The sequence below is a fragment of the Serpentinimonas sp. SMBJO2 genome, from assembly GCF_056341105.1.
Genome location: NZ_CP150628.1, coordinates 527,136 through 553,909, shown reverse-complemented (window position 1 = coordinate 553,909; position 26,774 = coordinate 527,136). Strand labels below are relative to the sequence as shown.

At 64.9% G+C, this 26,774-nt stretch carries 28 protein-coding genes and 2 tRNA genes; 18 read left to right on the top strand and 12 right to left on the bottom strand.

The genetic code is table 11. The annotated features are described in order from the left end of the window. The first annotated feature begins 42 nt into the window (after window positions 1-42). The 5 genes from AAAZ40_RS02530 (at window position 43) to AAAZ40_RS02510 (ending at window position 4,415) form a co-directional block, all read left to right on the top strand. Entirely contained in the window at window positions 43-1,053 is a 1,011-nt protein-coding gene (locus AAAZ40_RS02530; protein WP_476661017.1) for a hypothetical protein, read from the top strand. Window positions 1,054-1,124: 71 nt separating this feature from the next. After that, entirely contained in the window at window positions 1,125-1,415 is a 291-nt protein-coding gene (locus AAAZ40_RS02525; RefSeq protein ID WP_476661016.1) for a hypothetical protein, read from the top strand. Between the two features lies 1 nt (window position 1,416). Further along, window positions 1,417-2,154: a nucleotide-binding protein gene (locus AAAZ40_RS02520; protein ID WP_476661015.1), complete on the top strand. Its 738-nt coding sequence runs from the start codon at window positions 1,417-1,419 to the stop codon at window positions 2,152-2,154. 296 nt (window positions 2,155-2,450) lie between these two features. After that, on the top strand, window positions 2,451-3,824 hold the full coding sequence (locus AAAZ40_RS02515; protein WP_476660395.1) for an IS1380 family transposase: 1,374 nt from the start codon (window positions 2,451-2,453) through the stop codon (window positions 3,822-3,824). A gap of 330 nt (window positions 3,825-4,154) precedes the next feature. Beyond that, entirely contained in the window at window positions 4,155-4,415 is a 261-nt protein-coding gene (locus AAAZ40_RS02510) for a hypothetical protein (RefSeq protein ID WP_476661014.1), read from the top strand. A 139-nt stretch (window positions 4,416-4,554) separates the two neighbouring features. On the opposite strand, the gene AAAZ40_RS02505 is transcribed toward AAAZ40_RS02510, so the two are convergent. Next, window positions 4,555-5,670 (bottom strand): IS5 family transposase, encoded by a 1,116-nt coding sequence (locus AAAZ40_RS02505; protein WP_476659922.1) that lies wholly within the window; start codon window positions 5,668-5,670, stop codon window positions 4,555-4,557. Here AAAZ40_RS02505 and AAAZ40_RS02500 point away from each other — a divergent pair. The 3 genes from AAAZ40_RS02500 to AAAZ40_RS02490 all read left to right on the top strand — a co-directional run bounded on the left by AAAZ40_RS02500 (window position 5,647) and on the right by AAAZ40_RS02490 (window position 7,847). Further along, the gene (locus AAAZ40_RS02500; protein WP_476661748.1) at window positions 5,647-5,916 is read left to right on the top strand and encodes a hypothetical protein; all 270 of its coding nucleotides are present in this window, start codon (window positions 5,647-5,649) and stop codon (window positions 5,914-5,916) included. The genes AAAZ40_RS02505 and AAAZ40_RS02500 overlap by 24 nt on opposite strands. A gap of 88 nt (window positions 5,917-6,004) precedes the next feature. Next, window positions 6,005-7,378 carry an IS1380 family transposase gene (locus AAAZ40_RS02495; protein WP_476660395.1) on the top strand — a complete coding sequence of 458 codons (1,374 nt, stop codon included), beginning with the start codon at window positions 6,005-6,007 and terminating at the stop codon, window positions 7,376-7,378. Between the two features lie 295 nt (window positions 7,379-7,673). After that, a complete protein-coding gene (locus tag AAAZ40_RS02490) occupies window positions 7,674-7,847 on the top strand; it encodes a hypothetical protein (protein ID WP_476661013.1) in 174 nt (57 codons plus the stop codon). 139 nt (window positions 7,848-7,986) lie between these two features. Here AAAZ40_RS02490 and AAAZ40_RS02485 read toward each other — a convergent pair whose 3' ends face one another. Continuing rightward, on the bottom strand, window positions 7,987-9,102 hold the full coding sequence (locus AAAZ40_RS02485) for an IS5 family transposase (RefSeq protein ID WP_476659922.1): 1,116 nt from the start codon (window positions 9,100-9,102) through the stop codon (window positions 7,987-7,989). Between AAAZ40_RS02485 and AAAZ40_RS02480 the strand changes: the two genes are divergently transcribed. The 5 genes from AAAZ40_RS02480 to AAAZ40_RS02460 all read left to right on the top strand — a co-directional run bounded on the left by AAAZ40_RS02480 (window position 9,079) and on the right by AAAZ40_RS02460 (window position 11,194). Continuing rightward, window positions 9,079-9,651 carry an ATPase, T2SS/T4P/T4SS family gene (locus AAAZ40_RS02480; protein WP_476661012.1) on the top strand — a complete coding sequence of 191 codons (573 nt, stop codon included), beginning with the start codon at window positions 9,079-9,081 and terminating at the stop codon, window positions 9,649-9,651. The genes AAAZ40_RS02485 and AAAZ40_RS02480 overlap by 24 nt on opposite strands. 122 nt (window positions 9,652-9,773) lie before the next feature. Further along, on the top strand, window positions 9,774-10,178 hold the full coding sequence (locus AAAZ40_RS02475; protein WP_476661011.1) for a hypothetical protein: 405 nt from the start codon (window positions 9,774-9,776) through the stop codon (window positions 10,176-10,178). Further along, complete coding sequence (locus AAAZ40_RS02470) at window positions 10,175-10,414, top strand: hypothetical protein (RefSeq protein WP_476661010.1); 240 nt, start codon at window positions 10,175-10,177, stop codon at window positions 10,412-10,414. The genes AAAZ40_RS02475 and AAAZ40_RS02470 overlap by 4 nt, the downstream gene beginning before the upstream one ends. A gap of 2 nt (window positions 10,415-10,416) precedes the next feature. Beyond that, window positions 10,417-10,623 carry a hypothetical protein gene (locus AAAZ40_RS02465; protein ID WP_476661009.1) on the top strand — a complete coding sequence of 69 codons (207 nt, stop codon included), beginning with the start codon at window positions 10,417-10,419 and terminating at the stop codon, window positions 10,621-10,623. Continuing rightward, a complete protein-coding gene (locus AAAZ40_RS02460; protein ID WP_476661008.1) occupies window positions 10,607-11,194 on the top strand; it encodes a C40 family peptidase in 588 nt (195 codons plus the stop codon). Before AAAZ40_RS02465 ends, AAAZ40_RS02460 begins: the two co-directional genes overlap by 17 nt. A 68-nt stretch (window positions 11,195-11,262) precedes the next feature. Here AAAZ40_RS02460 and AAAZ40_RS02455 read toward each other — a convergent pair whose 3' ends face one another. The 4 genes from AAAZ40_RS02455 to AAAZ40_RS02440 form a co-directional block, all read right to left on the bottom strand. After that, window positions 11,263-11,589, bottom strand: a complete 327-nt coding sequence (locus AAAZ40_RS02455) for an H-NS histone family protein (RefSeq protein WP_476661007.1) — start codon at window positions 11,587-11,589, stop codon at window positions 11,263-11,265. 36 nt (window positions 11,590-11,625) lie between these two features. Then, on the bottom strand, window positions 11,626-13,461 hold the full coding sequence (gene traI / locus AAAZ40_RS02450; RefSeq protein WP_476661006.1) for a TraI/MobA(P) family conjugative relaxase: 1,836 nt from the start codon (window positions 13,459-13,461) through the stop codon (window positions 11,626-11,628). An 87-nt stretch (window positions 13,462-13,548) separates the two neighbouring features. Next, window positions 13,549-14,151 carry a hypothetical protein gene (locus tag AAAZ40_RS02445; protein WP_476661005.1) on the bottom strand — a complete coding sequence of 201 codons (603 nt, stop codon included), beginning with the start codon at window positions 14,149-14,151 and terminating at the stop codon, window positions 13,549-13,551. A 2-nt stretch (window positions 14,152-14,153) separates the two neighbouring features. Beyond that, window positions 14,154-14,291, bottom strand: coding sequence for a hypothetical protein (locus tag AAAZ40_RS02440; protein ID WP_476661004.1), 138 nt, complete (start codon window positions 14,289-14,291; stop codon window positions 14,154-14,156). Between the two features lie 239 nt (window positions 14,292-14,530). Between AAAZ40_RS02440 and parA the strand changes: the two genes are divergently transcribed. Continuing rightward, window positions 14,531-15,166, top strand: coding sequence for a ParA family partition ATPase (parA, locus tag AAAZ40_RS02435; protein ID WP_476661003.1), 636 nt, complete (start codon window positions 14,531-14,533; stop codon window positions 15,164-15,166). Next, window positions 15,163-15,432, top strand: a complete 270-nt coding sequence (locus AAAZ40_RS02430; RefSeq protein WP_476661002.1) for a hypothetical protein — start codon at window positions 15,163-15,165, stop codon at window positions 15,430-15,432. The genes parA and AAAZ40_RS02430 overlap by 4 nt, the downstream gene beginning before the upstream one ends. A 243-nt stretch (window positions 15,433-15,675) precedes the next feature. Here AAAZ40_RS02430 and AAAZ40_RS02425 read toward each other — a convergent pair. Beyond that, window positions 15,676-15,751 (bottom strand) — tRNA-Phe (locus tag AAAZ40_RS02425). 143 nt (window positions 15,752-15,894) lie between these two features. On the opposite strand from AAAZ40_RS02425, the gene AAAZ40_RS02420 reads away from it, so the two are divergent. Then, window positions 15,895-15,970, top strand: a tRNA-Arg gene (locus AAAZ40_RS02420). A gap of 98 nt (window positions 15,971-16,068) precedes the next feature. Here the strand turns inward: AAAZ40_RS02420 and purB are convergent. Together purB and AAAZ40_RS02410 are read right to left on the bottom strand one after the other, a co-directional pair. Then, complete coding sequence (gene purB / locus AAAZ40_RS02415; protein ID WP_476661666.1) at window positions 16,069-17,499, bottom strand: adenylosuccinate lyase; 1,431 nt, start codon at window positions 17,497-17,499, stop codon at window positions 16,069-16,071. Between the two features lie 95 nt (window positions 17,500-17,594). After that, entirely contained in the window at window positions 17,595-20,309 is a 2,715-nt protein-coding gene (locus tag AAAZ40_RS02410) for a cation-transporting P-type ATPase (RefSeq protein ID WP_476661001.1), read from the bottom strand. 152 nt (window positions 20,310-20,461) lie between these two features. Here AAAZ40_RS02410 and AAAZ40_RS02405 point away from each other — a divergent pair, with 152 nt between their 5' ends. Further along, window positions 20,462-21,079, top strand: a complete 618-nt coding sequence (locus AAAZ40_RS02405; protein WP_476463695.1) for a glutathione S-transferase C-terminal domain-containing protein — start codon at window positions 20,462-20,464, stop codon at window positions 21,077-21,079. Here AAAZ40_RS02405 and chrA read toward each other — a convergent pair. From chrA to AAAZ40_RS02390, 3 genes are all read right to left on the bottom strand, one after another. Continuing rightward, window positions 21,076-22,287 (bottom strand): chromate efflux transporter, encoded by a 1,212-nt coding sequence (chrA, locus tag AAAZ40_RS02400; RefSeq protein WP_476661000.1) that lies wholly within the window; start codon window positions 22,285-22,287, stop codon window positions 21,076-21,078. The two genes, AAAZ40_RS02405 and chrA, sit on opposite strands and share 4 nt — an antisense overlap. Window positions 22,288-22,399: 112 nt before the next feature. Then, complete coding sequence (locus AAAZ40_RS02395) at window positions 22,400-23,806, bottom strand: Y-family DNA polymerase (RefSeq protein ID WP_476661665.1); 1,407 nt, start codon at window positions 23,804-23,806, stop codon at window positions 22,400-22,402. Between the two features lie 29 nt (window positions 23,807-23,835). Continuing rightward, on the bottom strand, window positions 23,836-24,396 hold the full coding sequence (locus tag AAAZ40_RS02390) for a LexA family protein (RefSeq protein WP_476660999.1): 561 nt from the start codon (window positions 24,394-24,396) through the stop codon (window positions 23,836-23,838). 95 nt (window positions 24,397-24,491) lie between these two features. Between AAAZ40_RS02390 and AAAZ40_RS02385 the strand changes: the two genes are divergently transcribed. After that, complete coding sequence (locus AAAZ40_RS02385; protein ID WP_476660998.1) at window positions 24,492-26,747, top strand: EAL domain-containing protein; 2,256 nt, start codon at window positions 24,492-24,494, stop codon at window positions 26,745-26,747. Window positions 26,748-26,774: the final 27 nt, after the last annotated feature.

Below are 26,774 nucleotides of genomic sequence, written 5' to 3'. Positions count from 1 at the left end.
TAAACCGGTTCGAGTTTTCCTTTTGTGGATGTGAGGTTGTAAATGGAACCCGCCTTGAGTGTTGAAGCTGAGCTAAGCCAGCCGCCGCCGTACTGGAAACCTACGAAGCTGGATCGCCTGATGCCGCGCCTTGCGCTCATTGAGCAAGCGAGGCGGCTGGGTTGGCGCATGTCTGATATTCAAGCGAAGCTGACCGCTGAGCTTGATCTTGGTGAAATGAGTGCGAACACCTTTTCAGTGCTTGTCTCCACCGCCCGCCGCCGTGCCGCTGCCCAGGCTGCCGCGCCTGCTGTGTCCGCCGCGCCTGCCGTCCAAGCCGTCCCCGCCCCTGTCGCCCCGGCTGCTCCCACCATCCCCGCCGCTCCCCCGTCTTCGCCGGCAAGCAGCGTCACCGAGAAAATGGCCTTGCTGCGTGCCGACCATGCGCGCCGGGCTGCTGCTCGGGCTGCGGAGCTTGCGGCTGAGGCGGGTGGCGTTGCGCCGGTGGCCGTGGCGGTTGCATCTGCGCCTGTTGCAGTGCCCGCGCCCGTTGCTGCTGTGGCTGCGCCGGTTGTCGCTGCTCCTGCCGCTGCGCCAGCGCCTGCCCCGGCTCAAAAGCCTGCCGCTGCTGCTGGCACCCTAACCCGAGGCGAGAAGCTGGTTCAGATAAGGGCGTTGCAGCTTGCAGCGCCTGAGCCTACCGATCCGGCTTTGATTACCGCGCTGCGGGTGCGCAAGGGCTGGCTCAAGCCCGAAAGCCCGATAGTGGATAAAGCAGCGACTGAGGGCCTCAAGAAACTCGGGGCGCTTCTGTGCCCGCCGCCTGATGCTGATAAGCGGTCTGCCACCGTAAAGAAGATCAACGAGGTTGCCGCTGAGTACCTGAAGTCGGTGCCTCAAGCGCGCCTGCTCATAGAAGAGTCTGCGGTTGAACATCAGGCATTTTGGGATGCCGATCAGCCCTACATAGATCAGTCCGACGAGGATATTCACGAAGAGATGGTTACGGCAATCAAGATGGCAAATGCCGACCGGCTGCGGGCTGCTGAAGCCAAAGCATCGGCTGGCTCCTGAGCGTTTGGGGCCGTGCTGGCCCGGGTGAATCGAAAAAGTTGTGGCCTGTTCCAGTCCGCGTCCCTGTAGGTGTGACCAACTTTCGAGGAACCCAAACCATGCTTGACCTTACCCGCCCGCCGCCGGATCGACCGGCGTCACCGGCGCTGCGCGTTGAACTGCTTGCGCAGCAGCTTGAGCGCATCGATCGTGCCCGCCGCCTTGGCTGGCGCATGGACGACATTCAAGAGGCCCTATGCGCAGAGCTGGGGCTTGGCGAATTGAGCGCTGGCAGCTTTGCCCAGGCGCTGCACAAAGCCCGCAAGCGCACCAACCAAACCCAAACCCATACCCAACCCCAACCCCAAACTTCGGAGATTTGAAATGAGCAAAACTGTAATTTTTTCCCACGGCGATAAAGGCGGTGTGGGCAAAAGCCTTGTTTGCGCGACACTTGTAGATCTGTTGATTGAAGACAGCGTGCGCGTCGCGTTGGTCGATGGCGACACTGATAATGCCGACGTTGCCCAGCGCTTCGAGGGATCGGGCATCCCTGTGGCCAAAATCCGGCTGTCGGATTTTTCTGAGTATGAAACCGCCGTAAACCGGCTGGTTGATTTTGCTCAGGAAGCAATCGAGCAGCACGGTACAGAGGTGATCGTGGTCAACATGCCCGCTGGCGCATCAGCCACTGTTGACCGGGATCCGCAAGTGATCAAGGAGGCGCTCAAGAGCATCAATGCCAAGCTGCGCGTCATCTTGTCGCTCGGCAACAGCTCCCTGTCGCTTCAGAGCTTGAACGACATCAAAGAAAAAGGCATGGGCACGGTCGGACCAACCCTTGCGCTTGCGCCCAAGCATTTCAAGGATGAGGGATTGCTTGAGCGATTGAAGGGCGGTGATTTTGACTACGTTTCCGAGTTCCCCCGTCTTGAACCTGACTCGATGCGGCTGGTGCTGGAAAACCCCGAGATGCTGCTCATTGATATGACTGACACGCGAGTTAACAAGTCGCCAATTCTGCGCATCCGCATTGACCGTTTTCGTAAAGCCGCGCGCGAGATTTTCCGTCCCATCGCCGGTGAGTATCTGGCAGAACTGGTGAAGCAAAATGACGCATGATTCGCTCGATGACGAGTTGCCGCCTGCACCAAAGCCTGCACCAGTTGCGTCGCCAGCGCCAGCGCGGGCCAAGTTGAGCCCAGGCGGTGCAGATGTGCGCGCTGTGGTGCTCAATCAAATGATCAGTGCTGAGCTTAAGACCAAGTTTGCTGCGCTTGATGCAGATGATGCGTCTTGGCTCATTGCTGCTTTAGTCCTGAATCCGTGACCTGAGTCCCGCAAACCCCATGTTTTTCTATTATAATCAACGAACTATCCACAAACAAACGCGCACCCACTAGGTGCAAGCGCCGCAAATGACTGACCCAGTCGAGTTCGTTGTCAAGAAGCTGCCCTACGACCTGAGCAGCCACGGTGGCTTGGCCTTGGTGGGGCGCTTGTTCAAGCGCATCAACCTGCCAGCGATGGTGGACCCCAAGTACCCGGTGCGTGCTGGCATCGCCAACAGCGACATCCTCAAGTGCTACGTAGCCATGCTCACCTTGGGCAAGAACGACTTCGAAGCCGTCGAAGCCTTTCGCAAGCAGCGCTTTGCCCACCAAGCCTTGGGCCTGCGCGCCGTGCCCTCCAGCGCCACCTTGCGCCAGCGCTTCGACGCCATGGGCTGCGAGTGGAGCGAACTGGCCGACTCGATCAACCGCGCCCTGCTGGGCCTGCACATCGATGGTGCAGCGATCGACTTCGGCACCCTGCCCAGCGGCCACCTGCCACTGGACATCGACACCTTCGTCATGGATCAGAGCGACAGCGCCAAAGAAGGCGTCTCCTACACCTACGCCGGCGTCGATGGCTACTGCCCCATCGCCTTGTACTTGGGCACACGCGGCTACTGTCTGGAGCTCGATCTGCGAGCGGGCAGCCAGCACAGCGCGCGCGAGAGCGAATACAACATCGAGCGGGCACTCGGCTCCGCCTGTGCGGTGGCCCAAGCGCCTTTGCTGCTGCGCGCCGACTCGGGCTTTTGCTCGCAGCACCTGATGGCGCGCACACTGGAACAAGCGGACAAGCTGGGGCGAGCCGTCGATCTGCTGATCAAATGGAACCCACGCTCGGCGCCGGTGGAGCAAATTGCCGCCCAGCGCTGCGCCGATGTCAGCACCGTCTGGAACCAGATCCGAGCCGGCAAGCGCGAGTGTCTGTGGAGCGAAGCACTGCCTGCCGTGCAAGTGCCCCAAGGAGGCAGCCGCACCCTGCGCCGCGTCTATCGTCTGACCGAGCGCACGCTGGACAAGCGGGGCCAGCCCTTGCTCTTTCCCGAGTACGTGCTGGAAGGCTGGAGCACCACGCTGGGGCCAGAAGTCACGCATGAGCAAGTCATCACCCTGTACCGAGACCATGCCACGCACGAGCAGTTTCATGCCGAGTTCAAGACCGACATGGACTTGAACCGACTGCCCTCGGGCAAGTTTGCCACCAACCATCTGGTGTGCTCGCTGGCGGCGCTGGCCATGAACCTGCTGCGCATCGTGGGGCAGTACACGCTGCACGAGAGCGACAGCCCGATGCGCAAGACCGCACTGCGCCGGCGCATCAAGACCGTGATGCAAGAGCTGATGTACAAGGCCGCGCGCGTCATCAGCCATGCGCGGGGCTGGGCATTGGGCATCTCGGGCTCGGACTCGGGCTTTGCGGTGTTTGAGCGTGCCTTTGGCAAGATGAAGGCAGCTTAAGGTTGCTGGCTGGGTCAGATCGGGCTCAGCGAACTCACGGATTGCGAAAAACGCGGGGTTCTGCGGGGCTAAGGCTGCGCTGGTGGTGGCGAAAGCGGGCGAAAACACGGTTAGATGGGCTTGCAAGCGCCTTGTGCGGGGTGTTTGTGAGCGCCGATGGGTCTTCGCGCGGCCCGCTGGGCGGGAAAAGTGCGAGAAATCTCAGTTTGGGGCGGCGGTTGGGCGGGCATGTCGTGATGCGGGGATTGAGGTCACGGATTCAGGTTAGTGTCAAGCGCGTGCGAAGAGAAGATTGGGCGCATTGCGGGTGATATGCAGCAGCGTGTGTCTTTGAGCTTGACCGGCACTGATAGCGCCTCGCTGAAACTGCTGTTTGCCGATGTCGTTGATGAGCGGGTCGGCAGCGCGGTTCACGCTGCAGTAAAAGGCAGTGTCGGTCTATCTGTCGATAGGTCGATTGACCGGCATTTTGCGGGCCTCGTCGATTCGCAGAATGACCGCTTTGCCAGCCTGTCCAAGTCGATCAGCAAAATCTGCGGCGAAGGCGGTGCTGGCCCGGGCGTTGACCTGGCAGCGCTAGCAGGCCGTTGAAAATCCACCAACCCAAAGCACTAGCCTCGTGGAATTTCCAGCAGCGCACGCTTCCTATCCGGCCACGATGCCGTTTTGTGCATCATTTGCGCCATTTTGCATCATATTTTGCCCATTTTGGACGCACTTGTGCCTTGAATCACGCATGACGCGCATCCCACCAGCCGCCCATGCTGCCCATACGAACCAGGTTGTACGCAGCAAAGCACATCAGCGCCTGCCCGGCCAGCTTGGCGTGACTCTTGAGTTTGGTCTTGGCCAGACCGCCCACGGTCTTGATCCAGCCAAAGGCCTCCTCGATTCGCTTGCGCACCTTCAGGCTGGTTTTGTAGGTGGCGTGGCGCGTGGTGCGCCCGTCGATGGCCGATTGCTTGGCCTTGGCCGCCACATGCGGCGTGACCTTCAAGCGCCGACAAGCCTGGACGAAGTCCTTGCTGTCATAGCCCTTGTCCGCGCCGAGCGTGGCCCGTTGGTTCTTCTTGTGTCTGCGCTTGAGCATCCTGAGCGCCGCTTCGCGCTCTGCGGTGCCCGTGGCATGGGTGATCTCGACATCCACCACCAGTCCGTGGCGGTTGTCCATCAGGATGTGGCCCATGTGCGCCAGGCGCGCCTTGTCGCCGTCGCCCTTCCTGTACAGGCGCGCATCGGCGTCGGTGCTGCTGACGTGGGTGGCGTTGCTGCGCGCCTGGCCTTTGAAGTCGACCTCGGCGTTGCGCCCCGAGGGCGGTGCTGGATCGTCGTGGTCTGGATCGCTGGGCTTGTCGCTGTCTTTGCGCTTGAAGCTCTTGTGCGAGGCCCAGGCCTCAATCAGGGTGCCGTCAACGCTGAAGTGCTCGTCGCCGATGAGCTGCGCCCAAGCCGCCGTGTGGCGCACGCGCTCGAAGAAGACGCGCGCCAGCTCTTCGTTGAACAGCCGCTCGCGGTTGGCGCTGAAGGTGGAGTGATCCCAGACCTTGTCTTCCAGACCCAGGCCCACGAACCAGCGATACAGCAAGTTGTAGTCGATGGCCTCAACCAGTTGACGCTCGCTGCGGATGGTAAAGAGGATTTGCAGCAGCAAGGCTTTGAGCAGCATCTCGGGCGGCACCGAGGGGCGGCCGTTGCGGCTGTAGACGGCATCGAACTCAGCGCTCATGCTCGCCAGCAGGGCATCGACCAGAGCGCGCAGTTTGCGCAGCGGGTGGCGCGCCGGTACCCGCTCTTCGAGGCTGACGTAGCTGAACATGGCACCTTGGAAGCTCTGCGCACCTCTCATCGGAAATCTCCTACAACTGCACTTTACCCTGATGCATATGATATCACATGTTGGGCGGGTGTGGGAGGGTTTTTCAACGGCCTGCTAGAGCGCATTGTCGAACGTGCGATTGAGCGTCGCCCGGCTGGTGCTGCGGCGGTTGATATGTCGGCGATTGAGCTCACGGTCGAGAAAGCGGTTGAGCGCGCGATTGAGAAGGGAGCAAGGTCGGAGATAGTCATGCTCGCCATGCTCCTGAATCCGTGACCTGAGTCCCGCAAACCCCATGTTTTTCTATTATAATCAACGAACTATCCACAAACAAACGCGCACCCACTAGGTGCAAGCGCCGCAAATGACTGACCCAGTCGAGTTCGTTGTCAAGAAGCTGCCCTACGACCTGAGCAGCCACGGTGGCTTGGCCTTGGTGGGGCGCTTGTTCAAGCGCATCAACCTGCCAGCGATGGTGGACCCCAAGTACCCGGTGCGTGCTGGCATCGCCAACAGCGACATCCTCAAGTGCTACGTAGCCATGCTCACCTTGGGCAAGAACGACTTCGAAGCCGTCGAAGCCTTTCGCAAGCAGCGCTTTGCCCACCAAGCCTTGGGCCTGCGCGCCGTGCCCTCCAGCGCCACCTTGCGCCAGCGCTTCGACGCCATGGGCTGCGAGTGGAGCGAACTGGCCGACTCGATCAACCGCGCCCTGCTGGGCCTGCACATCGATGGTGCAGCGATCGACTTCGGCACCCTGCCCAGCGGCCACCTGCCACTGGACATCGACACCTTCGTCATGGATCAGAGCGACAGCGCCAAAGAAGGCGTCTCCTACACCTACGCCGGCGTCGATGGCTACTGCCCCATCGCCTTGTACTTGGGCACACGCGGCTACTGTCTGGAGCTCGATCTGCGAGCGGGCAGCCAGCACAGCGCGCGCGAGAGCGAATACAACATCGAGCGGGCACTCGGCTCCGCCTGTGCGGTGGCCCAAGCGCCTTTGCTGCTGCGCGCCGACTCGGGCTTTTGCTCGCAGCACCTGATGGCGCGCACACTGGAACAAGCGGACAAGCTGGGGCGAGCCGTCGATCTGCTGATCAAATGGAACCCACGCTCGGCGCCGGTGGAGCAAATTGCCGCCCAGCGCTGCGCCGATGTCAGCACCGTCTGGAACCAGATCCGAGCCGGCAAGCGCGAGTGTCTGTGGAGCGAAGCACTGCCTGCCGTGCAAGTGCCCCAAGGAGGCAGCCGCACCCTGCGCCGCGTCTATCGTCTGACCGAGCGCACGCTGGACAAGCGGGGCCAGCCCTTGCTCTTTCCCGAGTACGTGCTGGAAGGCTGGAGCACCACGCTGGGGCCAGAAGTCACGCATGAGCAAGTCATCACCCTGTACCGAGACCATGCCACGCACGAGCAGTTTCATGCCGAGTTCAAGACCGACATGGACTTGAACCGACTGCCCTCGGGCAAGTTTGCCACCAACCATCTGGTGTGCTCGCTGGCGGCGCTGGCCATGAACCTGCTGCGCATCGTGGGGCAGTACACGCTGCACGAGAGCGACAGCCCGATGCGCAAGACCGCACTGCGCCGGCGCATCAAGACCGTGATGCAAGAGCTGATGTACAAGGCCGCGCGCGTCATCAGCCATGCGCGGGGCTGGGCATTGGGCATCTCGGGCTCGGACTCGGGCTTTGCGGTGTTTGAGCGTGCCTTTGGCAAGATGAAGGCAGCTTAAGGTTGCTGGCTGGGTCAGATCGGGCTCAGCGAACTCACGGATTGCGAAAAACGCGGGGTTCTGCGGGGCTAAGGCTGCGCTGGTGGTGGCGAAAGCGGGCGAAAACACGGTTAGATGGGCTTGCAAGCGCCTTGTGCGGGGTGTTTGTGAGCGCCGATGGGTCTTCGCGCGGCCCGCTGGGCGGGAAAAGTGCGAGAAATCTCAGTTTGGGGCGGCGGTTGGGCGGGCATGTCGTGATGCGGGGATTGAGGTCACGGATTCAGGAGCAGAGATACCGCCAGTGACAGAGCGCCCGGTGTTTACGATTCGCAAAAAAGCCGAATTGATTTTTAGCTTGGAGGATTATGTCAGCAAGGGGATCATGACTGAGCAACAGCGGGCCGTGATCGAGCAGGCGGTTGCTGAGCGGCGAAACATCCTGATTGCAGGCGGCACCGGCACCGGGAAAACGACACTAGCAGGCCGTTGAAAATCCACCAACCCAAAGCACTAGCCTCGTGGAATTTCCAGCAGCGCACGCTTCCTATCCGGCCACGATGCCGTTTTGTGCATCATTTGCGCCATTTTGCATCATATTTTGCCCATTTTGGACGCACTTGTGCCTTGAATCACGCATGACGCGCATCCCACCAGCCGCCCATGCTGCCCATACGAACCAGGTTGTACGCAGCAAAGCACATCAGCGCCTGCCCGGCCAGCTTGGCGTGACTCTTGAGTTTGGTCTTGGCCAGACCGCCCACGGTCTTGATCCAGCCAAAGGCCTCCTCGATTCGCTTGCGCACCTTCAGGCTGGTTTTGTAGGTGGCGTGGCGCGTGGTGCGCCCGTCGATGGCCGATTGCTTGGCCTTGGCCGCCACATGCGGCGTGACCTTCAAGCGCCGACAAGCCTGGACGAAGTCCTTGCTGTCATAGCCCTTGTCCGCGCCGAGCGTGGCCCGTTGGTTCTTCTTGTGTCTGCGCTTGAGCATCCTGAGCGCCGCTTCGCGCTCTGCGGTGCCCGTGGCATGGGTGATCTCGACATCCACCACCAGTCCGTGGCGGTTGTCCATCAGGATGTGGCCCATGTGCGCCAGGCGCGCCTTGTCGCCGTCGCCCTTCCTGTACAGGCGCGCATCGGCGTCGGTGCTGCTGACGTGGGTGGCGTTGCTGCGCGCCTGGCCTTTGAAGTCGACCTCGGCGTTGCGCCCCGAGGGCGGTGCTGGATCGTCGTGGTCTGGATCGCTGGGCTTGTCGCTGTCTTTGCGCTTGAAGCTCTTGTGCGAGGCCCAGGCCTCAATCAGGGTGCCGTCAACGCTGAAGTGCTCGTCGCCGATGAGCTGCGCCCAAGCCGCCGTGTGGCGCACGCGCTCGAAGAAGACGCGCGCCAGCTCTTCGTTGAACAGCCGCTCGCGGTTGGCGCTGAAGGTGGAGTGATCCCAGACCTTGTCTTCCAGACCCAGGCCCACGAACCAGCGATACAGCAAGTTGTAGTCGATGGCCTCAACCAGTTGACGCTCGCTGCGGATGGTAAAGAGGATTTGCAGCAGCAAGGCTTTGAGCAGCATCTCGGGCGGCACCGAGGGGCGGCCGTTGCGGCTGTAGACGGCATCGAACTCAGCGCTCATGCTCGCCAGCAGGGCATCGACCAGAGCGCGCAGTTTGCGCAGCGGGTGGCGCGCCGGTACCCGCTCTTCGAGGCTGACGTAGCTGAACATGGCACCTTGGAAGCTCTGCGCACCTCTCATCGGAAATCTCCTACAACTGCACTTTACCCTGATGCATATGATATCACATGTTGGGCGGGTGTGGGAGGGTTTTTCAACGGCCTGCTAGCGAATGCGGTGTTGCAGGCAATCGCTCGGATTGATCCGCATGCGCGGATTGTGATCATTGAAGACGTGCGTGAATTGCAGTGCGAAGCCCGCAACCGGATCTTTCACCGCACCACGGATGCTATTGATCAGACTGCATTACTGCGGACCACGATGCGTCTGCGCCCGAATCGGATAGTGGTCGGTGAGGTGCGCGACAAGAGCGCGCTGGCATTGCTCAAGGCTTGGAACACCGGGCACCCCGGCGGCGTGGGGACGGTACACGCCAACGATGCGGCTGCGGCTCTGGTGCGCATAGGTCAACTGGTGCAAGAGGCCAATGTCCCGCCAGCGCCGGATTTGATCGCTGAGGCGGTCAATCTGGTGGTGTCTATCAAGCGAGAGCAGCGCGGGCGGCGGGTGGATGAGATTGCGCGCGTGATCGGCTACGAGAACGGGGCTTATGTGCTTGAGCGGGCTTGACGCCATGGCGTCATGGCGTCATGGCGTCATGGCGTCATGGCGTCAGATATTTCAGAGGCGATGCCCAGCCTGTCCCAGCCCGCGCCCCTGTAGGTATCAGCAACTTTTTTTGGAGAACGATTGTGAACAGACGAGGCTTGATTTTAGGTACGGCGGGTGCTTCGGCGCTGCTGCTTGTGGGCTGTGGCTCTCGGGCTGGCTCGGAGTTTGAGGGCTATTGGGCCGATTGGTCAGAGCAAAATCCCAGCCGCATCGTTGGAATGAAAACCATCGAGCGCACGAGCGGAAACAATTTTCTGCTGCGCTCGCGATTTCGTGGACGCAGAGAAAAGATTGAAATTGCGCTCACCTACCAATCGCCGGGGTTGCTTGCTGGCTCTCATCAGGGCGCACGATTCGAGGTGCGACGTGTTGCTGATGATTTGCACATGACGCTGATCGGTGAAAAGTCGTTTGGCGCAGTCCTGAAGCGCTCGAACGCACAAGAATATGCAGAGTTCGTGGCTCAAATCACGCGCCGGCCATGAACACCCCCGTTCTCGAAATTGAAGAAGCGCTGTGGTCTGTGGTATCGGATCGCGGTGTGGTGTCTATGCGCTCACTCTACAAGATGTTCCCACAAATGAGGCAACACGCGGTCAATCGCGCTGCGTCTGTGTTGGTGGCGGCGGGTAAGTGTGAGTTTTACGGCGAAGGCGCGCTTGGGTACAAATTGCTCATGAACGCTGAAGGCAAAACCCCTGGTAGATTGATTGGAAACTGAAAATGGACTTTGAAGAACTGTCGAAAGCCCTCCTCGAAGCTGCGCGCAATCATGGCGTGCGCGCGGTGTTGGATGTGAGCTTGTACGCTGAATCGTTGGGCATCGAGCCTGATTTGCTGCGCAGTGCGCTCTGTGAGTTGATCGAAATGGCGGCGTTGGAGGCCAAGGACGATGACGTTTTGGATGATCTGTATGACAACGAACCTTGACCGTCGTGCCCTGCTGGGCGCTCTGCTGTGCGGCGCTGCGGCGCCAGCGCTGGCCTTTGGTGTTGACGGAGCCTCGGGCTTGCTGCGTGCAGGTGATATGGTCTTCCGGTTGGGAACGCAAAACTCGATCACTGAAATGATCGTGCGCTATTCCCCTCTGCCTGCTGCGCGTCGGCGCTGGTCGCATGCCGGCGTGGTGGTTTCACCCACTCGCGGCGGCGGGGCCTTGGTGGCTCATGCGCTTGAAGCTGGCGTGGTGCTGGAGACCTTTGAGGTTTTTCGGTCTGAATCGCGGGCGGTGGGCGTGCTGCGCGGGCCTGCTGAGGCGGCTAAGACGATTGGGCACACTGCGGGCTCGATGCTTGGGCGTCCGTTTGATGACCGTTTGAGCCTGGCAGATGACGGTGAGCGCATCTATTGCACCGAAATGCTCAAGCGTGCTCTGGCGGTTGCCGGGGTGCGTGTGGGCTGGACGCTCAACGATGTACCCTTCTTTTCCGAGAACGTGTTGCACCCGGATAGCGCCTGGCTGGATCTGCTGCGCGCTGGATTTGGCGAGGTGCAGGTTTGAAAGTCTGAAGGTGCTCAAAGAAAAAGCCGCTGGATTAGAGCGGCTTTTTTCATGGGCGCGGGGGTTGCTTACTGCTGCGCTTCCTCGGCTGCTTCCTCGATGCGCAGCGAATCCACATTGCCTTCGCGCTCGGCGGCTTTGTACCAGTTGGGAGCGCGGCCAAAGCCTGACCACACAGAGCCGGTCTTGGGATCCCGGAAGCGTGGGGAGTTCTTGGGAATGCGCGAGGGCTTGCGCATCTCTTGCAAGTCTTCAGCGGTGACGCCCAGCTCTTTCATTTTGATCCGGGTCTCGGCAATGAACTGTGTGCGCTTGGCATGGCGCAATTCGTTGGCCCGGCGCAACATTTCGTGCGCCTTGGCTTCCAATTCTTCGATGCTTTCATGAATTTCCATGATGGTTCTCCGGTTGGTTGTGAAAACCCAATTGTACTATCTTTCCGAACTTCTGTCTGGTACTTTGTTGCCTTTACGCTCGCGCTCTTCGTGCCAGATGTGGGTTAGCTCGATGTTCGCTACGGCGATACCGCGCCTTGCGCATTCCCGGGCGGCGCGCTCTTTGTAAGCGTCGTCGCCGGTAATGAAAACCTCGTTGCCATAACGCTTTGCCACCAGCCCCAGCGCAGCGCGCATAGCCTCATCGTCATCTGAGCGCACTACGTCAACCCGCTGACCTGCATCCCTCACCCGCTCTGCACCGGCTTCGTCGCGATAAATGACGCAACTTTTGTCGCGTGAAACTTCAATGTGCGCAGTCGCCAGGCTGAAAGCGTCTGCGCCTTCGATGCTGCCTGCTGGGTGTCCGGGCTGCCCGGGGTGTTGTAGGTCTTCACCCTCAAAGCCGGGGCTGTTCTTGCTGCGCTTGCGCTGCTCGCGGTATCTGATGCCGCGAAGCGCGGCTATGGCGGCTTCGTCGTCGTGCAGGCGGGCGCGCATCTCAAGGAACTGACGCCAGTTCGTGGAGTAAATGGCTTTGACGCTGGTTATCTGCGCGCCATGCGCAGCCTTCAGGGCGGCAAGGGCCTTGGTGTCTTCGCTCTGCGTGAGAAGGGTAGCGATGTGATCCCCGAAGGCGGCGCTGTGCTCTGCCTTGCGCTGCCGGCGTGTGCCGGAAGTGGCGGCAAAGAGCGCTTGTCGCTCGCGCTTGTGCTGCTCTTTGAGTGCTGCCATTTGCGCCCGCCTTGCCTTCGGCGCGGTGCGGCAATGCTCGGCGTAGCGCTCTAGCAGTGCGGCCCTTTCACGCTCGCGCTCTAGCCGCTGCTGCAAGCGCTTGGCGGGGTCGCGGGCAGTGGGTTTCTCGGGGGCGGTGGGCTCGATACCTGCGGCACAGCGCTTCTGGAAGTCAAGCAGCGTATCCGTGCGCGCTGCGGCGCGCGGGCTTGGGGGCAGGTATGAACCCAAGCGGGCATCAAGAGCCTTGCCTGACAGATTGCGATGCACTGCACTGGCTTTCACGGCTTGGGTGCCGTGCAGGCCCTCACCGGCAATGATGTAACCCGAATGCTTGGGCTCGATGCGCAAGCCCAGCGCTCCCAGGTCGCGGTGCAGGTCGGGCCAGCTTCGAGCGGCGCAGAGTTTGTCGAGGTGCGGGGTGCAGTAAGCGGCTATGCCTGGCACGCCATGCACGCGCTCAATGGAGGCTTCTTGACTCTGCTCGCGGGGACGGTTTTTGGGGGCTCTGACTACTCTGCCGTCTTGCACTTCGTAGGGGCCGGGGGAGTGCGCCCAGCCTTGAGCCAGCTCAACTTCGCGCATGGCTTTGTCAAGCACCAGAAAATCTTGCTTGGGCGGCCCCAGATAGTGCAGGTCTTGCGGGTCGTACTTGCAGACTGCGATATGGACGTGGTGATGGTCGGTGTCGCGGTGGATCGCGTACATGCCAGCGGCATCTTGCATCCCCAGCGCTTTGAGCGTGTGCAGCGCGGCCGCCTTGGCTTGCTCGTTGGTGGGTTGCTCGCCTGGCTGCCAGTTGAGAGCAACGTGATACAGCGGGTCGCTGGCGTCGAGGCCCTTGGCGCGGGCGCGTGTGACTATGGCGTCAAGCGTGGCGATGGCGTTTTCTCGGGTCTGAGTGCCGGGGATGTTGAGACAGCCGGAACCTGCCACCCCTTCCCTTGCGGCGTAGGTGATCAGATCGGCAGCACCTGAGTCGCGCCCTTGAGCGAGTAGATCGGCTCGCCCTTTATCTGGCTCGTCGATGTAGTCGAGCAGTTCTTGGGGGGCGGACTTGCGCGCCGGGGCTTTGCGTTTGATGACTTTGGCTAACATGATACCTACAGGGATGCGGGCCGGGACAGCCGTTCAAGGCACAAAAAAGCCCGCAGGGCGCGGGCTGGGTTGGTGGTGCGGTTGGGCTTAGTTGCTGCCTCCCGTATCCGGCGGCCGGCAGTCGATGAACGGCACCGTCCAAACGTTTTCCTGGATGTTGTCGCGGGCTTCGCGCTGAATGCGGGCCTCGATCCAGCGTTGCCGGTCAAACGTCCGGGGCTCGCGTCCAGCTGCGATCAGGCGGGCGTTGTGTGCGTCCATCGCCGCTTCGCGCTGGTCAATCTCGGTGCGCAGCGCTGGTGTGAGAGCGCCGTAGGTCACATGCACCTGAAAACCCTGAGCGAACCAAGAGGTCTGCGCGCACTGGGCAAAGGGCACGCTGGAAATCTCGGATTCGACGGGCTCGGGGATGCAGAAGTCGAACGTGAAGCTCGATGGCATCGATGGCAGATTGGTCAAGCTGTCGCGATCGGGGATTTGGTCTGTCCACTGCCCGTTACTCAGCAGAAAGCCCGTTTCATCCCCGCGCGTGGCGTATAGAAGCACAAAGCCGGGGTGCCCCACTGCCTCAGCGGAGATAGGCATCGTCACGCGCGCATGGGCGCGGTCGAAGCTGCAATAAGCAGTCTGCGCATGTGCAGTCATCGTAGCCGCTGCGAGAGCGGCTACGGCCAGAGAGGCGGCGCGCATGATCAGCAAGCCAGCAGCAGATGCAGCGCAATCCCGCCAACCACAAACGGCACAGAGAAGGCGGCGAGTTCGCGCAAGCGCTGGGTGATGCGCGAGGGGATGCCAGCGGCGGGGGCGGCAAAGGTGAGGGTGGCGGTCATGATGGGCTCCAAGGTTGAAAGGTTGACACACGAAGCAGAGGCTGGCTTGGAAGTCTGCGCCTGCTTAACTACAGGGATCAGTGCTGGGACAAGCTGGAGATTTTTTCGCTGGTGCGGCGGCGGCTGGCTACTGATGGCGCACAATCTGGCGTCATGGCGTCATGGCGTCATGGCGTCATGGCGTCATGGCGTCATGGCGTCATGGTGTCATGGCGTCAACTTTCAACCAAGGAGTAACTATGCAAACGATAGCTTTTCTGGCTCAAAAGGGCGGGGGTGGCAAAACCACGCTAGCGGTGCATACCGCCGTGGCGGCGGTGGAGGCCGGGGAGGCGGTGGTTGTTATCGACACCGACCCGCAAAAGAGCGCCACCGTCTGGAGCGACATTCGGCCCCAGGAAGCGCCCTTTGTGGCTACCACTGCCGCTGCGGATCTGGGGCGTGTGCTCGATGCGGCGCAGCAAGAGCGCATGACGCTGGCGATTGTGGACACTGCGCCCCACGCGGCCCCCGATGCCGGGCGCATCGCGCGCGCGGTGGACCTGGTGGTGATTCCGGTGCGGCCCAGCGCTTTCGACATTGCCGCCGTGGGTAGCGCGGTGGACATCGTGCGGGCGGCTGGGGTGCAGGCGGTGTTTGTGCTGTCTGCCTGCCCGTTTCGCTCACGCGAGATTGCCGAGACCCGGGCGCTGCTGGCTGAATACGGCTTGCCTGTTGCGCCGGTGGAAATTGTGGATCGCCGGGCCTTCGCTCGGGCTGTGGCCACGGGCCGGGCCGTGACCGAGTTTGAGGGTGACGGCAAAGCAGCGGGAGAGATTCGCGCGCTGTGGTCTTGGCTGAAAGAGCAGATGGAACAAAAAGAGGTGGCGCTGTGAACAACAAACCTACAGGGCTGGCGGCTTTTAGTCGCAAGGGCGTAGTGGCTGCGCCTCAAGTGGATGAGCCTACCGTTGAGAAGGTGGGCGCGGTTCGCGGGCGCGGGAAAAAAGAGGTGGTGGCGCTCACCGTGCGCCTGCCTCGGGCGCAGTGGGAGCGGCTGCACCAGCTCGCAGCGGCTGAGGGCACCAGTATTCAAGCGCTGGCCGTGCAGGGGCTGTCGAGGGTCTTTACTGAGCGCGGCTTGCCGGGGCTGGATGCGTGAGGGTTGGCGTCATGGCGTCATGGCGTCATGGCGTCAAAAGGTGCCCTGGCGCCGTGTATGCGCAATGTATGCGGAGCGATCTTGGCTTGCTCTGCGATCTGCGCCTGCTGGGCGTGGCCTTGAGAGGCTTGGCTTGCAGGTGTTTTTAGTTGCCCCAAAACGCATACGCTGCGCATACATATTTGACTTGAGTATAGGGATTTAATCTTAACCCTATGCAAGTCTTTGAATCTTAAGAAATTCTGGTGGCCTGGGGCAGAATCGAACTGCCGACACGCGGATTTTCAGTCCGCTGCTCTACCAACTGAGCTACCGGGCCACAGCCGACATTCTAGCACAGCCCAGCGGCTCTGATGCGCCCGAGATGCGCCCGCTGCGCCTGCCCCTTGGCCATCCTGATCCCGCCTGGGCCCTTGCTGGGGCGCTTGGGCTTCGCCAAACTGCTAGAATGACAGGCTCTGCGCGGCTGTAGCTCAGTGGATAGAGTATCGGCCTCCGAAGCCGAGGGTCGTGGGTTCGATCCCCGCCAGCCGCGCCACCCATGGGCTGCGCCAGCCATGCCATCTGCCGCGGCCCCTGTGCTCGCAGCAGCGCCGGGCCTGCCTCTTGCGCCGGTGCCCCAAACCCAACGCCCGATCACGCCCGCCGCGCCAGCGCCTCGGCCAGGCCGGTGTAGCCAGCCGGGGTGAGGGCCAGCAGGCGCGCCTGGTCGGCGGGCGGCAGGTCGAGCGACGCGATCAGCTCGTGCAAGGCGGCGCGCGTGACCGCCTGGCCGCGGGTGGCGCTCTTGAGTTTTTCGTAGGCGCCGGCCATGCCGTGGCGGCGCATCACGGTCTGGATCGGCTCGGCCAGCACCTCCCAGGCCTCGTCCAGGTCGGCGGCCAGCGCGGCGGGGTTGAGCTCGAGCTTGGCCAACCCGACGCGCAGCGACTGCTGCGCCAGCACCGCATGGCCCAGCGCCACGCCCATGTTGCGCAGCACGGTGGAGTCGCTCAAATCGCGCTGCCAGCGGCTGATGGGCAGCTTTTCACTCAAGTGGCGCAGCAGCGCATTGGCCAGCCCGAGGTTGCCCTCGGCGTTTTCGAAGTCGATCGGGTTCACCTTGTGCGGCATGGTGGAGGAGCCGATCTCGCCCGCCTTGAGCCTTTGCTTGAAGTAGCCCAGGCTGATGTAGCCCCAGAGGTCGCGCGCGAGGTCGATGAGGATGGTGTTGCTGCGCGCCACGGCGTCGAACAGCTCGGCCATGTAGTCGTGCGGCTCGATCTGGGTGCTGTAGGGCTGAAAGCTCAGACCCAGGCCGATGGCGGCATTGGGCGCGCTGCTGGCGCTGGCAGCGGGGGTTTCGACCACGCGGCGGGCAAAGGCCTCCCAGTCGAAATCGGGCCAGGCCGCCAGGTGGGCGTTGTAGTTGCCCACGGCACCGTTGAGCTTGGCCAGCAGGGGCACGGCCGCGATGCGCTGGCGCGCGCTTTGCAGGCGCTGCAGCACGTTGGCCAGCTCCTTGCCCACGGTGGTGGGGCTGGCGCTCTGGCCGTGGGTGCGGCTGAGCATGGGCACCGCCGCCCAGCGCTGCGCCAGGTCGCGCAGCTGCGCGCAGATGGCATCGAGCCCCGGCAACAGCACCTGCTCGCGCGCCGCTTGCAGCTGCAGGGCGTGGCTGGTGTTGTTGATGTCTTCGCTGGTGCAGGCAAAATGCACGAACTCGCCCAGCGCCTGCAACTGCGGCCAGCCGGCAAAGGCACCGGCCACGCCGAGCTCGGGGTTGCCGCGAATCCAGTACTCGACCGCCTTGACGTCGTGGTTGGTGGTTTTTTCGATCGCCTTGATGGCGGCGGCGTCGGCCGGGCCAAAGCGCGCGACGATGGCGCGCAGGTGCGCCCGCGCCTCGGGGGTGAGCGGCGGCGCGCCGGTGAGGCCGGCGTCGCACAGCTGCTCGAGCCAGACCAGCTCGACCTGCACCCGGCAGCGCATGAAGCCGTATTCGCTCAAGATCGGGCGCAGCGCGTCGAGCTTGGGCTGGTAACGCCCGTCGAGCGGCGACAGGGCGGTGAGGGGGGAAAATTCCAGTGGGGATGTGGCTGCTTGCATGGTGGCGCCGATTGTAAAAGCGCGGCCTGGGTCGCTTGGGGGCTGGCAGCGGCTGCTTGGGGTGCGCCTGCGCCTCAGCCTCTGGCGGCGCGCGCTTCCAGCGTCTTGCGCAGCAGTTTTTCGGCACCGATCACGGCATAGATCGTCAAGCCCACGGCCAGCACCGGCAGCCATTCCGCGGCCGCGATCGGCGCGGTATGAAACAGCGTGTTCATCAGCGGCACGTAGGTGAGCAGCAGCTGCGAGCCCATCATCGCCGCGATGCCGACCCAAATCCAAGGGTTGCTCATGAGCCCGAGCCGCCACATCGACTGGCGCAGCGAGCGCATGTTGAGCAGGTAGAACGACTGCCCGACCGCGAACACCGCCAGCGCGATCGTGCGCGCCTCGGACTCGGACAGCCCGCGCGCGATGGCGTGGTGGAACAGCACGGTCGCGCCGATCATCAGCATCACACCGACGAGCACGATGCGCAGCACCAGCTCGAGGTTGAGGATCGGCGCCTCGGGCCGCCGCGGCGGGCGCTGCATGATGCCGGCCTCGCGCGGCTCGAAGCACAGCGTCAGGCCCAGCAGCACGGCGGTGGTCATGTTGATCCACAGCGCCTGCACCGGCAGGATGGGCAGCGGCTGCGCGGCCAAAATGGCGGCGATGATCACCAGCCCCTGCCCGGCGTTGGTGGGCAAAATCCAGCTGATGAACTTGACGATGTTGTCGAACACGCCGCGACCCTCTTCGACCGCGGCCTCGATGCTGGCGAAGTTGTCGTCGGTGAGCACCATGGCGGCGGCCTCTTTCGAGACTTCGGTGCCGGTGATGCCCATGGCCACGCCGATGTCGGCGCGCTTGAGCGCCGGCGCGTCGTTGACGCCGTCGCCGGTCATGGCCACGACCTCGCCGCGCGCCTGCAGCGCCTGCACCAGGCGCAGCTTCTGCTCGGGGGTGACGCGCGCAAACACGGCGGTGTCGGCGGCTGCGGCCTCGAACGCGGCGGCGTCCAGCGCCTCGAGCTCGCGGCCGCTGAGTGCGCGCGGCGGGTGCTCGCGGCTGGCGTGCGGATCGAGCCCGATCTCGGCGGCGATGGCCGCGGCCGTGACCGCGTGGTCGCCGGTGATCATCTTCACGCGGATGCCGGCGGTGTGGCAGGCCTGCACCGCGCGCACCGCCTCCGCGCGCGGCGGGTCGATCATGCCTTGCAGGCCGATGAACTCGAGGCCGCCGGCCACATCATCATGGCCGATGCGCGCCAGCCCGGCACCGCTGCGGCGCGCAAAAGCCAGCACGCGCAGGCCCAGCCGGGCCATGGCCTCGACTTGGGCGTGCACGGCGTCGGGGTCGAGCGGCTGCAGGCTGCCGTCGGCGGCCAGCGCGTGGCTGCAGCGCGCCAGCACCGCCTCGACCGCGCCCTTGAGGTAGAGCTGCGGCGGCGCGCCGCCGTGCAGCGTGGCCATGTACTGGTGCTGCGACTCGAAGGGCAGCGCGTCGAGCCGCGGGTGCGCCGCCGCCTCGGCGGCCTCGAGCAGGCCGGCCTTGCGCGCGGCCACGATCAGCGCGCCCTCGGTCGGGTCGCCGTCGATGCGCCAGCCGCCGTCATCCTCGCGCAGCACGGCGTCGTTGCACAGCAGGCCGGCGCGCAGCAGCTCATGCAGCGCCGGCGGCAGCACCGGCAGCGGCTGGCCGTCGCGGCTGAGCGCGCCCTGCGGCGCGTAGCCCACGCCGCTGACCTCGGCACCGGCGCCGCCGGCCCACAGACGCTGCACGGTCATCTCGTTGCGCGTGAGGGTGCCGGTTTTGTCGGAGCAGATCACGGTCGTGCTGCCCAGCGTCTCGACCGCTGGCAGGTGGCGGATGATCGCGTGGCGGCGGGCCATGCGGCTGACACCGATGGCCAGCGTGACCGTGAGCACCACCACCAGCCCCTCGGGGATCATGGCCACCGCCAGCGCCACCGCCGCCATGAACATATCGACCAGCGGCTTGCCGTGCACGAAGGTGCCGACGGCAAAGGTGAGCGCCGCCAGCGACAGGATGGCCCACATCAGCCAGTGGCTAAAGCGCGCGATGCGCTGCGTCAGCGGCGTGGCCAGCACGTCGGTCTGCGCCAGCAGCTGCGAGATGCGACCGATCTCGGTGCCGGTGCCGGTGGCCACCACCACGCCGGTGGCCGTGCCGTAGTGCACCAGGGTCGAGGAATAGGCCATGTTGCGCCGGTCGGCCAGCACCGTGTCGGCGGCCAGCGGCTCGGCGCTTTTTTCGACCGGCAGCGACTCGCCGGTGAGCGCGGCCTCGGCCACGCGCAGCTCGCGCACCCCGAGCAAGCGCAGGTCGGCGGGCACCTTGTCGCCCGAGGCCAGCAGCACGATGTCGCCGGGCACCAGCGCGCGCGCGTCGATGCGCTGGCGCTGCCCGCCGCGCAGCACCGTGGCCTCGGTGGTCAGCGCCCGCGCCAGCGCCTCGAGCGCGCCCAGCGCCTTGCCCTCCTGCACGAAGCCGATCACGGCGTTGAGGAAGATCACGCCAAAGATCACCGCCGCGTCGGTATAAGCGCCCACGGCGAGCTTGATGACCGTGGCCACCAGTAGGATGTGCACCAGCACCTGGTGAAATTGCAGCAAAAAGCGCAGCAGCGGGCCACGCCCCTTGGGTGGCGGCAGCGCATTGGGGCCGTGGCTGCGCTGGCGCGCCTGCACCTCGGGTGCCTCGAGGCCCTGCTGCGGGTTTGCATCCAGCCGCCCGAGCACCTCGTCGGGCGGCAGGCGGTGCCAGGGTGTTTCAGGCACGCTTTTCATGTTGCAGGCAAACTCCAGTGGGGCAAGGGCAAAAAGCCAGGCTGTAAGGGGCAAAACCCGGCAGCGGGCCGATAATCATTCTAACCACGGGCGCTGGCGCCACCGCCTCAGCCCCGTGCCCCGTGCCCATCTCGAACCTTCAAGGAGTACCCATGCAACTCATCGGATCGCTGACCAGCCCCTACGTGCGCAAGGTGCGCGTGGTGCTGGCCGAAAAAAAGCTCGACTGCGCTTGGGCCGACGAAAACGTCTGGGCCGCCGACACCCGCATCCACCAGCACAACCCGCTGGGCAAGGTGCCGTGTCTGCTGCTTGACGACGGCACGGCGGTGTACGACTCGCGCGTGATCGTCGAATACCTCGACACGCTCTCGCCGGTGGGCAAGCTGATTCCGGCCAACGGGCGCGAGCGACTGGAAGTAAAAGTATGGGAGGTGCTGGCCGACGGCGTGAGCGACGCCGCCTTTGCCGCGCGCATGGAGGGGCACTGGGAAGGCCGCACGGCCGCGCAGCGCAGCCCCGCTTGGATCGAGCGCCAGCTGGGCAAGATCGCGCACGGCCTGCGCGCCATGAGTGCGCGCCTAGGCGAGCAGCCTTTTTGCCACGGCCAGCACTTTACGCTGGCCGATGTGGCCACGGGTTGCGCGCTGGCCTACTTGGATTTTCGCTTTGCGCACATCGACTGGCGCGCCGCCCACCCCAACCTGGCCCGGTTGCAGGCCAAACTGATGCAGCGCCCGAGCTTTGCCGACAGCGTGCCGCCGGGCTAAAACGCAGCCGCCGTCAGCGCCCCGAGTGCGCCGCTGCCCAGCACCACCAACCACGCCGGCCACTTGCCCCACAGCAGCGCCAGCGCGGCCAGCGCCAGCAGGGCTGCATCTTGAGCGCTGGCCACCACCCCGGCCAGCAGCGGCTGCAGCAGCGCCGCCAGCAGCAGCCCGACCACGGCAGCGCTGACGCCAGCGATGGCGTTTTGCGCCTGCGCGCTCTGGCGCAGACGCTGCCAGTGCGGCAGCGCCGCCAGCAGCACCAGCATGCCCGGCGCAAACACCGCCAGCAGCGCCAGCACGGCGCCCAGCCAGCCGCCCGCCGCTGCACCTAGGAAAGCGGCAAAGGTAAACAACGGCCCGGGCACCGCCTGCGCCGCCGCGTAACCGGCCAAAAAGGTCTGCAGATCGACCCAGCCTTTGGGCACCACCTCGGCTTGCAGCATCGGCATCACCACGTGGCCGCCGCCAAACACCAGCGCACCGCTGCGGTAAAACACCTCGGCCAGCGCCACCCAAAAGCTGCCGCTGGCCCAAGCCCCCAGCGGCAAGGCCAGCAGAATCAGCGCAAACAAGGCGAGGCAAACCCAGGCCGTGCGGCGGCTGAGCGCGATCTGCAGGCCTTGTGTGCCTTCTGCCGCCGCCGCGCTGGGGTCTGACGCCAGCACCCAACGGCCGGCCGCTGCGCCCAGCACGATCACGCCCATCAGCGTCCAGGCGCTGGGCCACAGCAACACCGCCAGCGCCGCCAGCAGGGCCAGCGCGCGCCGGGGCGCATCGGGGCACAGGCTGCGCCCCATGCCCCAGACGGCTTGCGCCACCACCGCCAGCGCCGCCACCACCAAGCCCGGCAACAGGCCCTCGGGCAGCCCCTGCCCGTGGTGCAGCAGCAGAAACGCAAAAGCCACCAGCAGCAGCGCCGAAGGCAAGGTAAAGCCGCACCACGCCGCCAAGGCGCCGCGATACCCCGCGCGCGACCAGCCCAGCGCAAAACCCACCTGGCTGCTGGCCGGCCCGGGTAAAAACTGGCACAGCGCCACCAGGCTGGCGTACTCGTGCTCGTCGAGCCAGCGCCGCCGTTGCACAAATTCGGTGCGGAAATAGGCCAGATGCGCGATCGGGCCGCCAAAGGACGTGAGCCCGAGGCGCAAAAAAACCTGAAACACCGCCCATGGGTGGTGGTCGGCGGCGGGAGCGGTGTTGGTGGTCATGGGGAGTGGCGACGTGGCGTGCATCAAACGGCCGTCAGCCTACACCCTGTTGATGACAGCTCAACGGCTGCGAGGGGATGGGGCGTGCCCGCATCTCGGCCTCGCAGCCTCTTCAGGCCCGCACCTGCCACAGCTCGTCCCAGCGCGTGGTGTAGCGCGGCGAACGGCGCTGCTGGCGCATCTGCCAGGGGCGCGCGGCAGGCTCGGCGCAGCCCGGCGCCGGCGGGCCGCCACCCCCACCCGAGGAACCCAGCCGCAGGGCCTGCGCACCAAAGCGGGCGTTGACGGTATCGAGCGCCTGCATCAGGCGCTGGCTGCGCCCACTGCCCTCGCCGTCCCCGCCGTCCTCATCTGGCGCACCCCAGTCGAGCGTGGCCTGCGGCGGCGCCGCTTGCAGATCGAGCAGCATCACCCCGGCCTTGGCGTAGCGGTAACCGGGCCGGTACAGCGCCTGCAGCGCCTGCAAAGCGGCACCGACCAAGCGCACGGTGTCGTCGCTGGGCGGGCTGAGCGGCAGCACCAGCGAGCGCGCGTAGGGTGCGTCTTGGAGCCTGAAAGGGCTGGTGCGGATGAACACCAGCAGCGCGCCGGCGCGGCTGCCTTGCTGGCGCAGCTTGAGGGCGGCGCGGCTGCAGAAGTGGCTCAGGGCCTGGCGCAGGTCGTCGAGCTCGGTCACCGGCTGCCCAAAGCTGCGGGTGCAGGCGATCTGCTGCTTGGGCGCCGGCGCTTGCTCGAGCCCGATGCAAGCCAGCCCGCCCAGCTCGCGCACGGTGCGCTCGAGCACCACCGACCAGCGCTGGCGCACCAGCGCCGGGTCGAGCCGCTGCAGTTGCAGCGCCGTCTGCACCCCGTGGGCCTGCAGCTGCGCCGCCCAGCGCGGCCCCACGCCCCAGACCTCGGCCACCGGCGTGCGCTGCAGCAGCCAGTCGCGCTGGCGCGCGCTGAGCTCGAGCAGGTTGCAGACCTGGGCCAGCCGCGCCGGGTAGCTGCCGGGTTTGCGCTCGGCGCTCTTGGCGATGTGGTTGGCGAGTTTGGCCAGCGTTTTGGTGGCGCCGATGCCGATGCAGGTCGGCAAGCCGAGCCAGCGCTGGATGCGCTCGCGCGTCTGGCGCGCGCGGGCGCTGGCGTCGGGCACGCCGGCGAGGTCGATGAAGCACTCGTCGATCGAATAGATTTCCTGCCCACAGCCCAGTGCGGCGGCCACCTCCATCAGGCGCTGGCTCATGTCGCCATAGAGCGCAAAATTGGCCGACAGCGCCACCAGACCGGCCTGCTGCTCGAGGTGGCGGATGCGAAACCACGGCGCGCCCATGGCGATGCCCAGCGCCTTGGCCTCTTCGGAGCGGGCGATGGCGCAGCCGTCGTTGTTGGACAGCACCACCAGCGGGCGGCCGATCAGGCGCGGTTCGAACACCCGCTCGCATGAGGCATAAAAGTTGTTGCCATCGACCAGCGCAAAGGCGCCGGGGTGCTGGCGCGCCAATGGGGCGGCAACTGGGGCAGCGGCTTGGGTGGACATAGGCAAGGTCGGCACTCAGAGCGCTGCGCTCAGTAATCCATTTTTTTGATGGTGGCCGTGACCACGCCCCACACCTCCAGCGTCTGACCCTCGCTGAGCACGATGTCGGGGTAGTCCGGGTGCGCCGCCACCAGCCGGGTGCTGCCAGACTGGCGCTGCAGCGTCTTGACGGTGAGCTCGTTGTCCACCAAGGCGACCACGATGTGGCCATGGCTCGGCGTGAGCTGGCGGTTGACGACGATCAGGTCGCCGTCGTCGATGCCCCGGCCGCTCATCGAAACGCCGCGCACGCGCGCCATGAAGGTGTAGGGCCGGTCGAGCGCCAAGTGTTCGAGCAGATCGACGCGCTCGTGCTGAAAATCGGCCGCCGGCGAGGGGAAGCCGGCCGGCGTGCGGCTGTCCAACAGCGGCATGCACAGCGCCGCCCCCGGCCCAAACAGGGCGCGCAGCTGCTGCAAGCTGGCCGGCTCGAGCCACTGCAAGGCCGCACCCGCCGCCATGGCGGGCACAGCCGGACGGGCCAGCGATGGCGTGGCGGCAGCGGCAGAGCGGGCGCTGGCAGGTCGGGCGGGCGCGGCGGGGCGGTTCATGGGGGCTATGCTAAACGCTTTGCGCCGCGGCCCTCCTGTCACGCGCCTGCGGCCTGAATATGCTTAAATGGCAACTTCAACGCTATTTTTTGCGCATGACCGCCACCCGCCCTGACGACACCGCCCGCCCCAGCGCCATCGGGCACCCGGCTGCGGGGCGCTGGGCGGCGCAGGCCAAGACATTGCAACGCGGCCTGCTGTGCGCCTTGCTGTGGATGCTGGTGGCCGAGCTGTCGCTCCACTTCGCCATTGAAGGGCTCGGGATGAGCCTGATCTGGCCCGCCAACGGCGTGGCGCTGGGTGCGGTGCTCGCCTACGGACCGGCCATGATCCCGGCCCTTGCGCTGGGGGTGGCGGCTTGGCACGGCTGGCACGGCATCGGCACGCTCGAGTCGCTGATCGGCGTCGGTGCCTTGGTGCTGGCGCTGCTGCTGGCTTGGGTTGCGCTGCGCCTGCTCTACCCGCGCATCCAAAGCCACAACCCGTTGCTGCGCACCGCCAGCTTTCACCTGCTGGCGGTGCTGCCTGCCAGCGCCGTGCTCACCTTGCTGGGCAGTTGGCAGTTTCTGCTGCTCGACACCCCCGCCTGGGCCGATTACGAGGTCATGATCCTGATGGCGCTGTCGCATGTGTTTGGCCTGCTGATGTTTGGGCACGCCACCCAACTGTCGCTCAACGCCCTCAAGCACCGCGCCTACCCATGGCGCCGCCTGCTAGACCGCCAGACCGTGCTGTGGTGCAGCCTGTTCGTGTCGTTTGGGCTGCTGGCCCATGTGGCCGACCGCGCCAACCTGGGCTCGGCCGAAGCGATGCGCTACCTATTTTTGGGGCTGGTGGCGTGGGCCGCCTTTGGTGCCCGCCCGCTGCTGGTGCACTGGGCCACGGCTGCGGCTTCGGTGACCATGGTGGCGCTGGCCCCAAACTACCCGGCAGCGGAGGCGTACGCCCTCACTTGGATCATCGACCAGACCGTGCTGCTGATATTTTTGGCCGCCGTGGGTTTTCTGGTCTCGGCCGTGATGGCGCAGCGCCGTCTGCTCGAACGCGCCCTGCGGCGCTCGGCGCACACCGACCCGGTGACCGGGCGGCTGAACGAAACCGGGCTGCTCGAGCACCTGCGCCGAAGCGCCCCGCACCCCGACCTGCTGGGCGTGGAGGCCTGCAACCTGAGCCAGATCGAAGACCGCTTTGATCTGGCGCTGGCGCGCTCGGTCGAGCGCGACATCTCGATCGCCTTGGGGCAACTGGCGCCCAGCGGCAGCCAGATCAGCCGCATGAAAGAGGGCTTCTTTGTGCTGTGCCTACGGCCCGGTTGGGCCAGCAAGGGCTTGGTGGAGGGCATACAGCAGGCTCTGGACGGCAAACGCTACGGGGTGGCGGGGGAATCGACCCGGCTGCAACTGGCGATCGGCCGGCTCGACGACGATGGGCAGCCCTTGCAGCCCGAGCAGCGGCTGGCCTTGCTGGCCCAAGCCACGCATGTGGGCTGGAACGGCAGCACCGCCGCCACCCGCAACCCGGCCCGGCCCGAAAACCTGCTGCGCCTGCGCCGCCAGCAGCTCGAGTGCCTCGACCACCTGCGCGAGCTGCTGCACCAGCCGCAAGCGGCGGCCACCACGGGCCTGTGGCTGGCTTGCCAGCCGATCCAGCGCACCCTGCACGAGCAAGCAGAAGCGGGGGCCGAGGTGCTGCTGCGCTGGACCCTGCCCGACGGCAGCCCGATGTCGCCAGCCGAGTTTTTCCCGATGGCCGAGCGCCACGGACTGGCGGCGGCACTCGATCGCTGGGTGCTCGCCGAAGCCGCCGCGCAGGTGCGCCCGCTGGCCCAGCAGCGCAACAAAAACTGGAAGCTGTCGGTCAACCTGTCGGGCGCATCGGTCTCCGACCCCGGCTTGTTCGACGACATCGTCGCCGTCATTGCCGCCAGCGGCCTGAGCCCGCGCCAGTGGTGCTTCGAACTCACCGAAACCGCCGGCATCGCCCAGCGCCCGCAGGCGGTGGAGCTGTTCCAGCGCCTGCGCCGGCACGGAGCCAGCACCTCGCTGGACGATTTTGGCACCGGCCTGGCCACCTTTGACTACCTCAAGGCGCTGGAGGCCGACTACCTGAAGATCGACGGCTCCTTTGTGCGCGAGATCGAAACCAGCCGGGTCGATCAGCAGATCGTGCGCTCGATCTGCGGCGTCTCCAAATCCATGAACCTGCTCACCATCGCCGAGTGCGTCGAGCGCGAATCGCAAAAACACCTGCTCGCCGCTTACGGGGTCGATTTCGTGCAGGGCTTTGGCATTGCCCGGCCACGCCCCTTGCGCGCGCATGTGCAGCAGCTGCTGGCCACCGGAAGCCCCTGACCTTGGGGCGCGGGGGCCTGGCCTGGC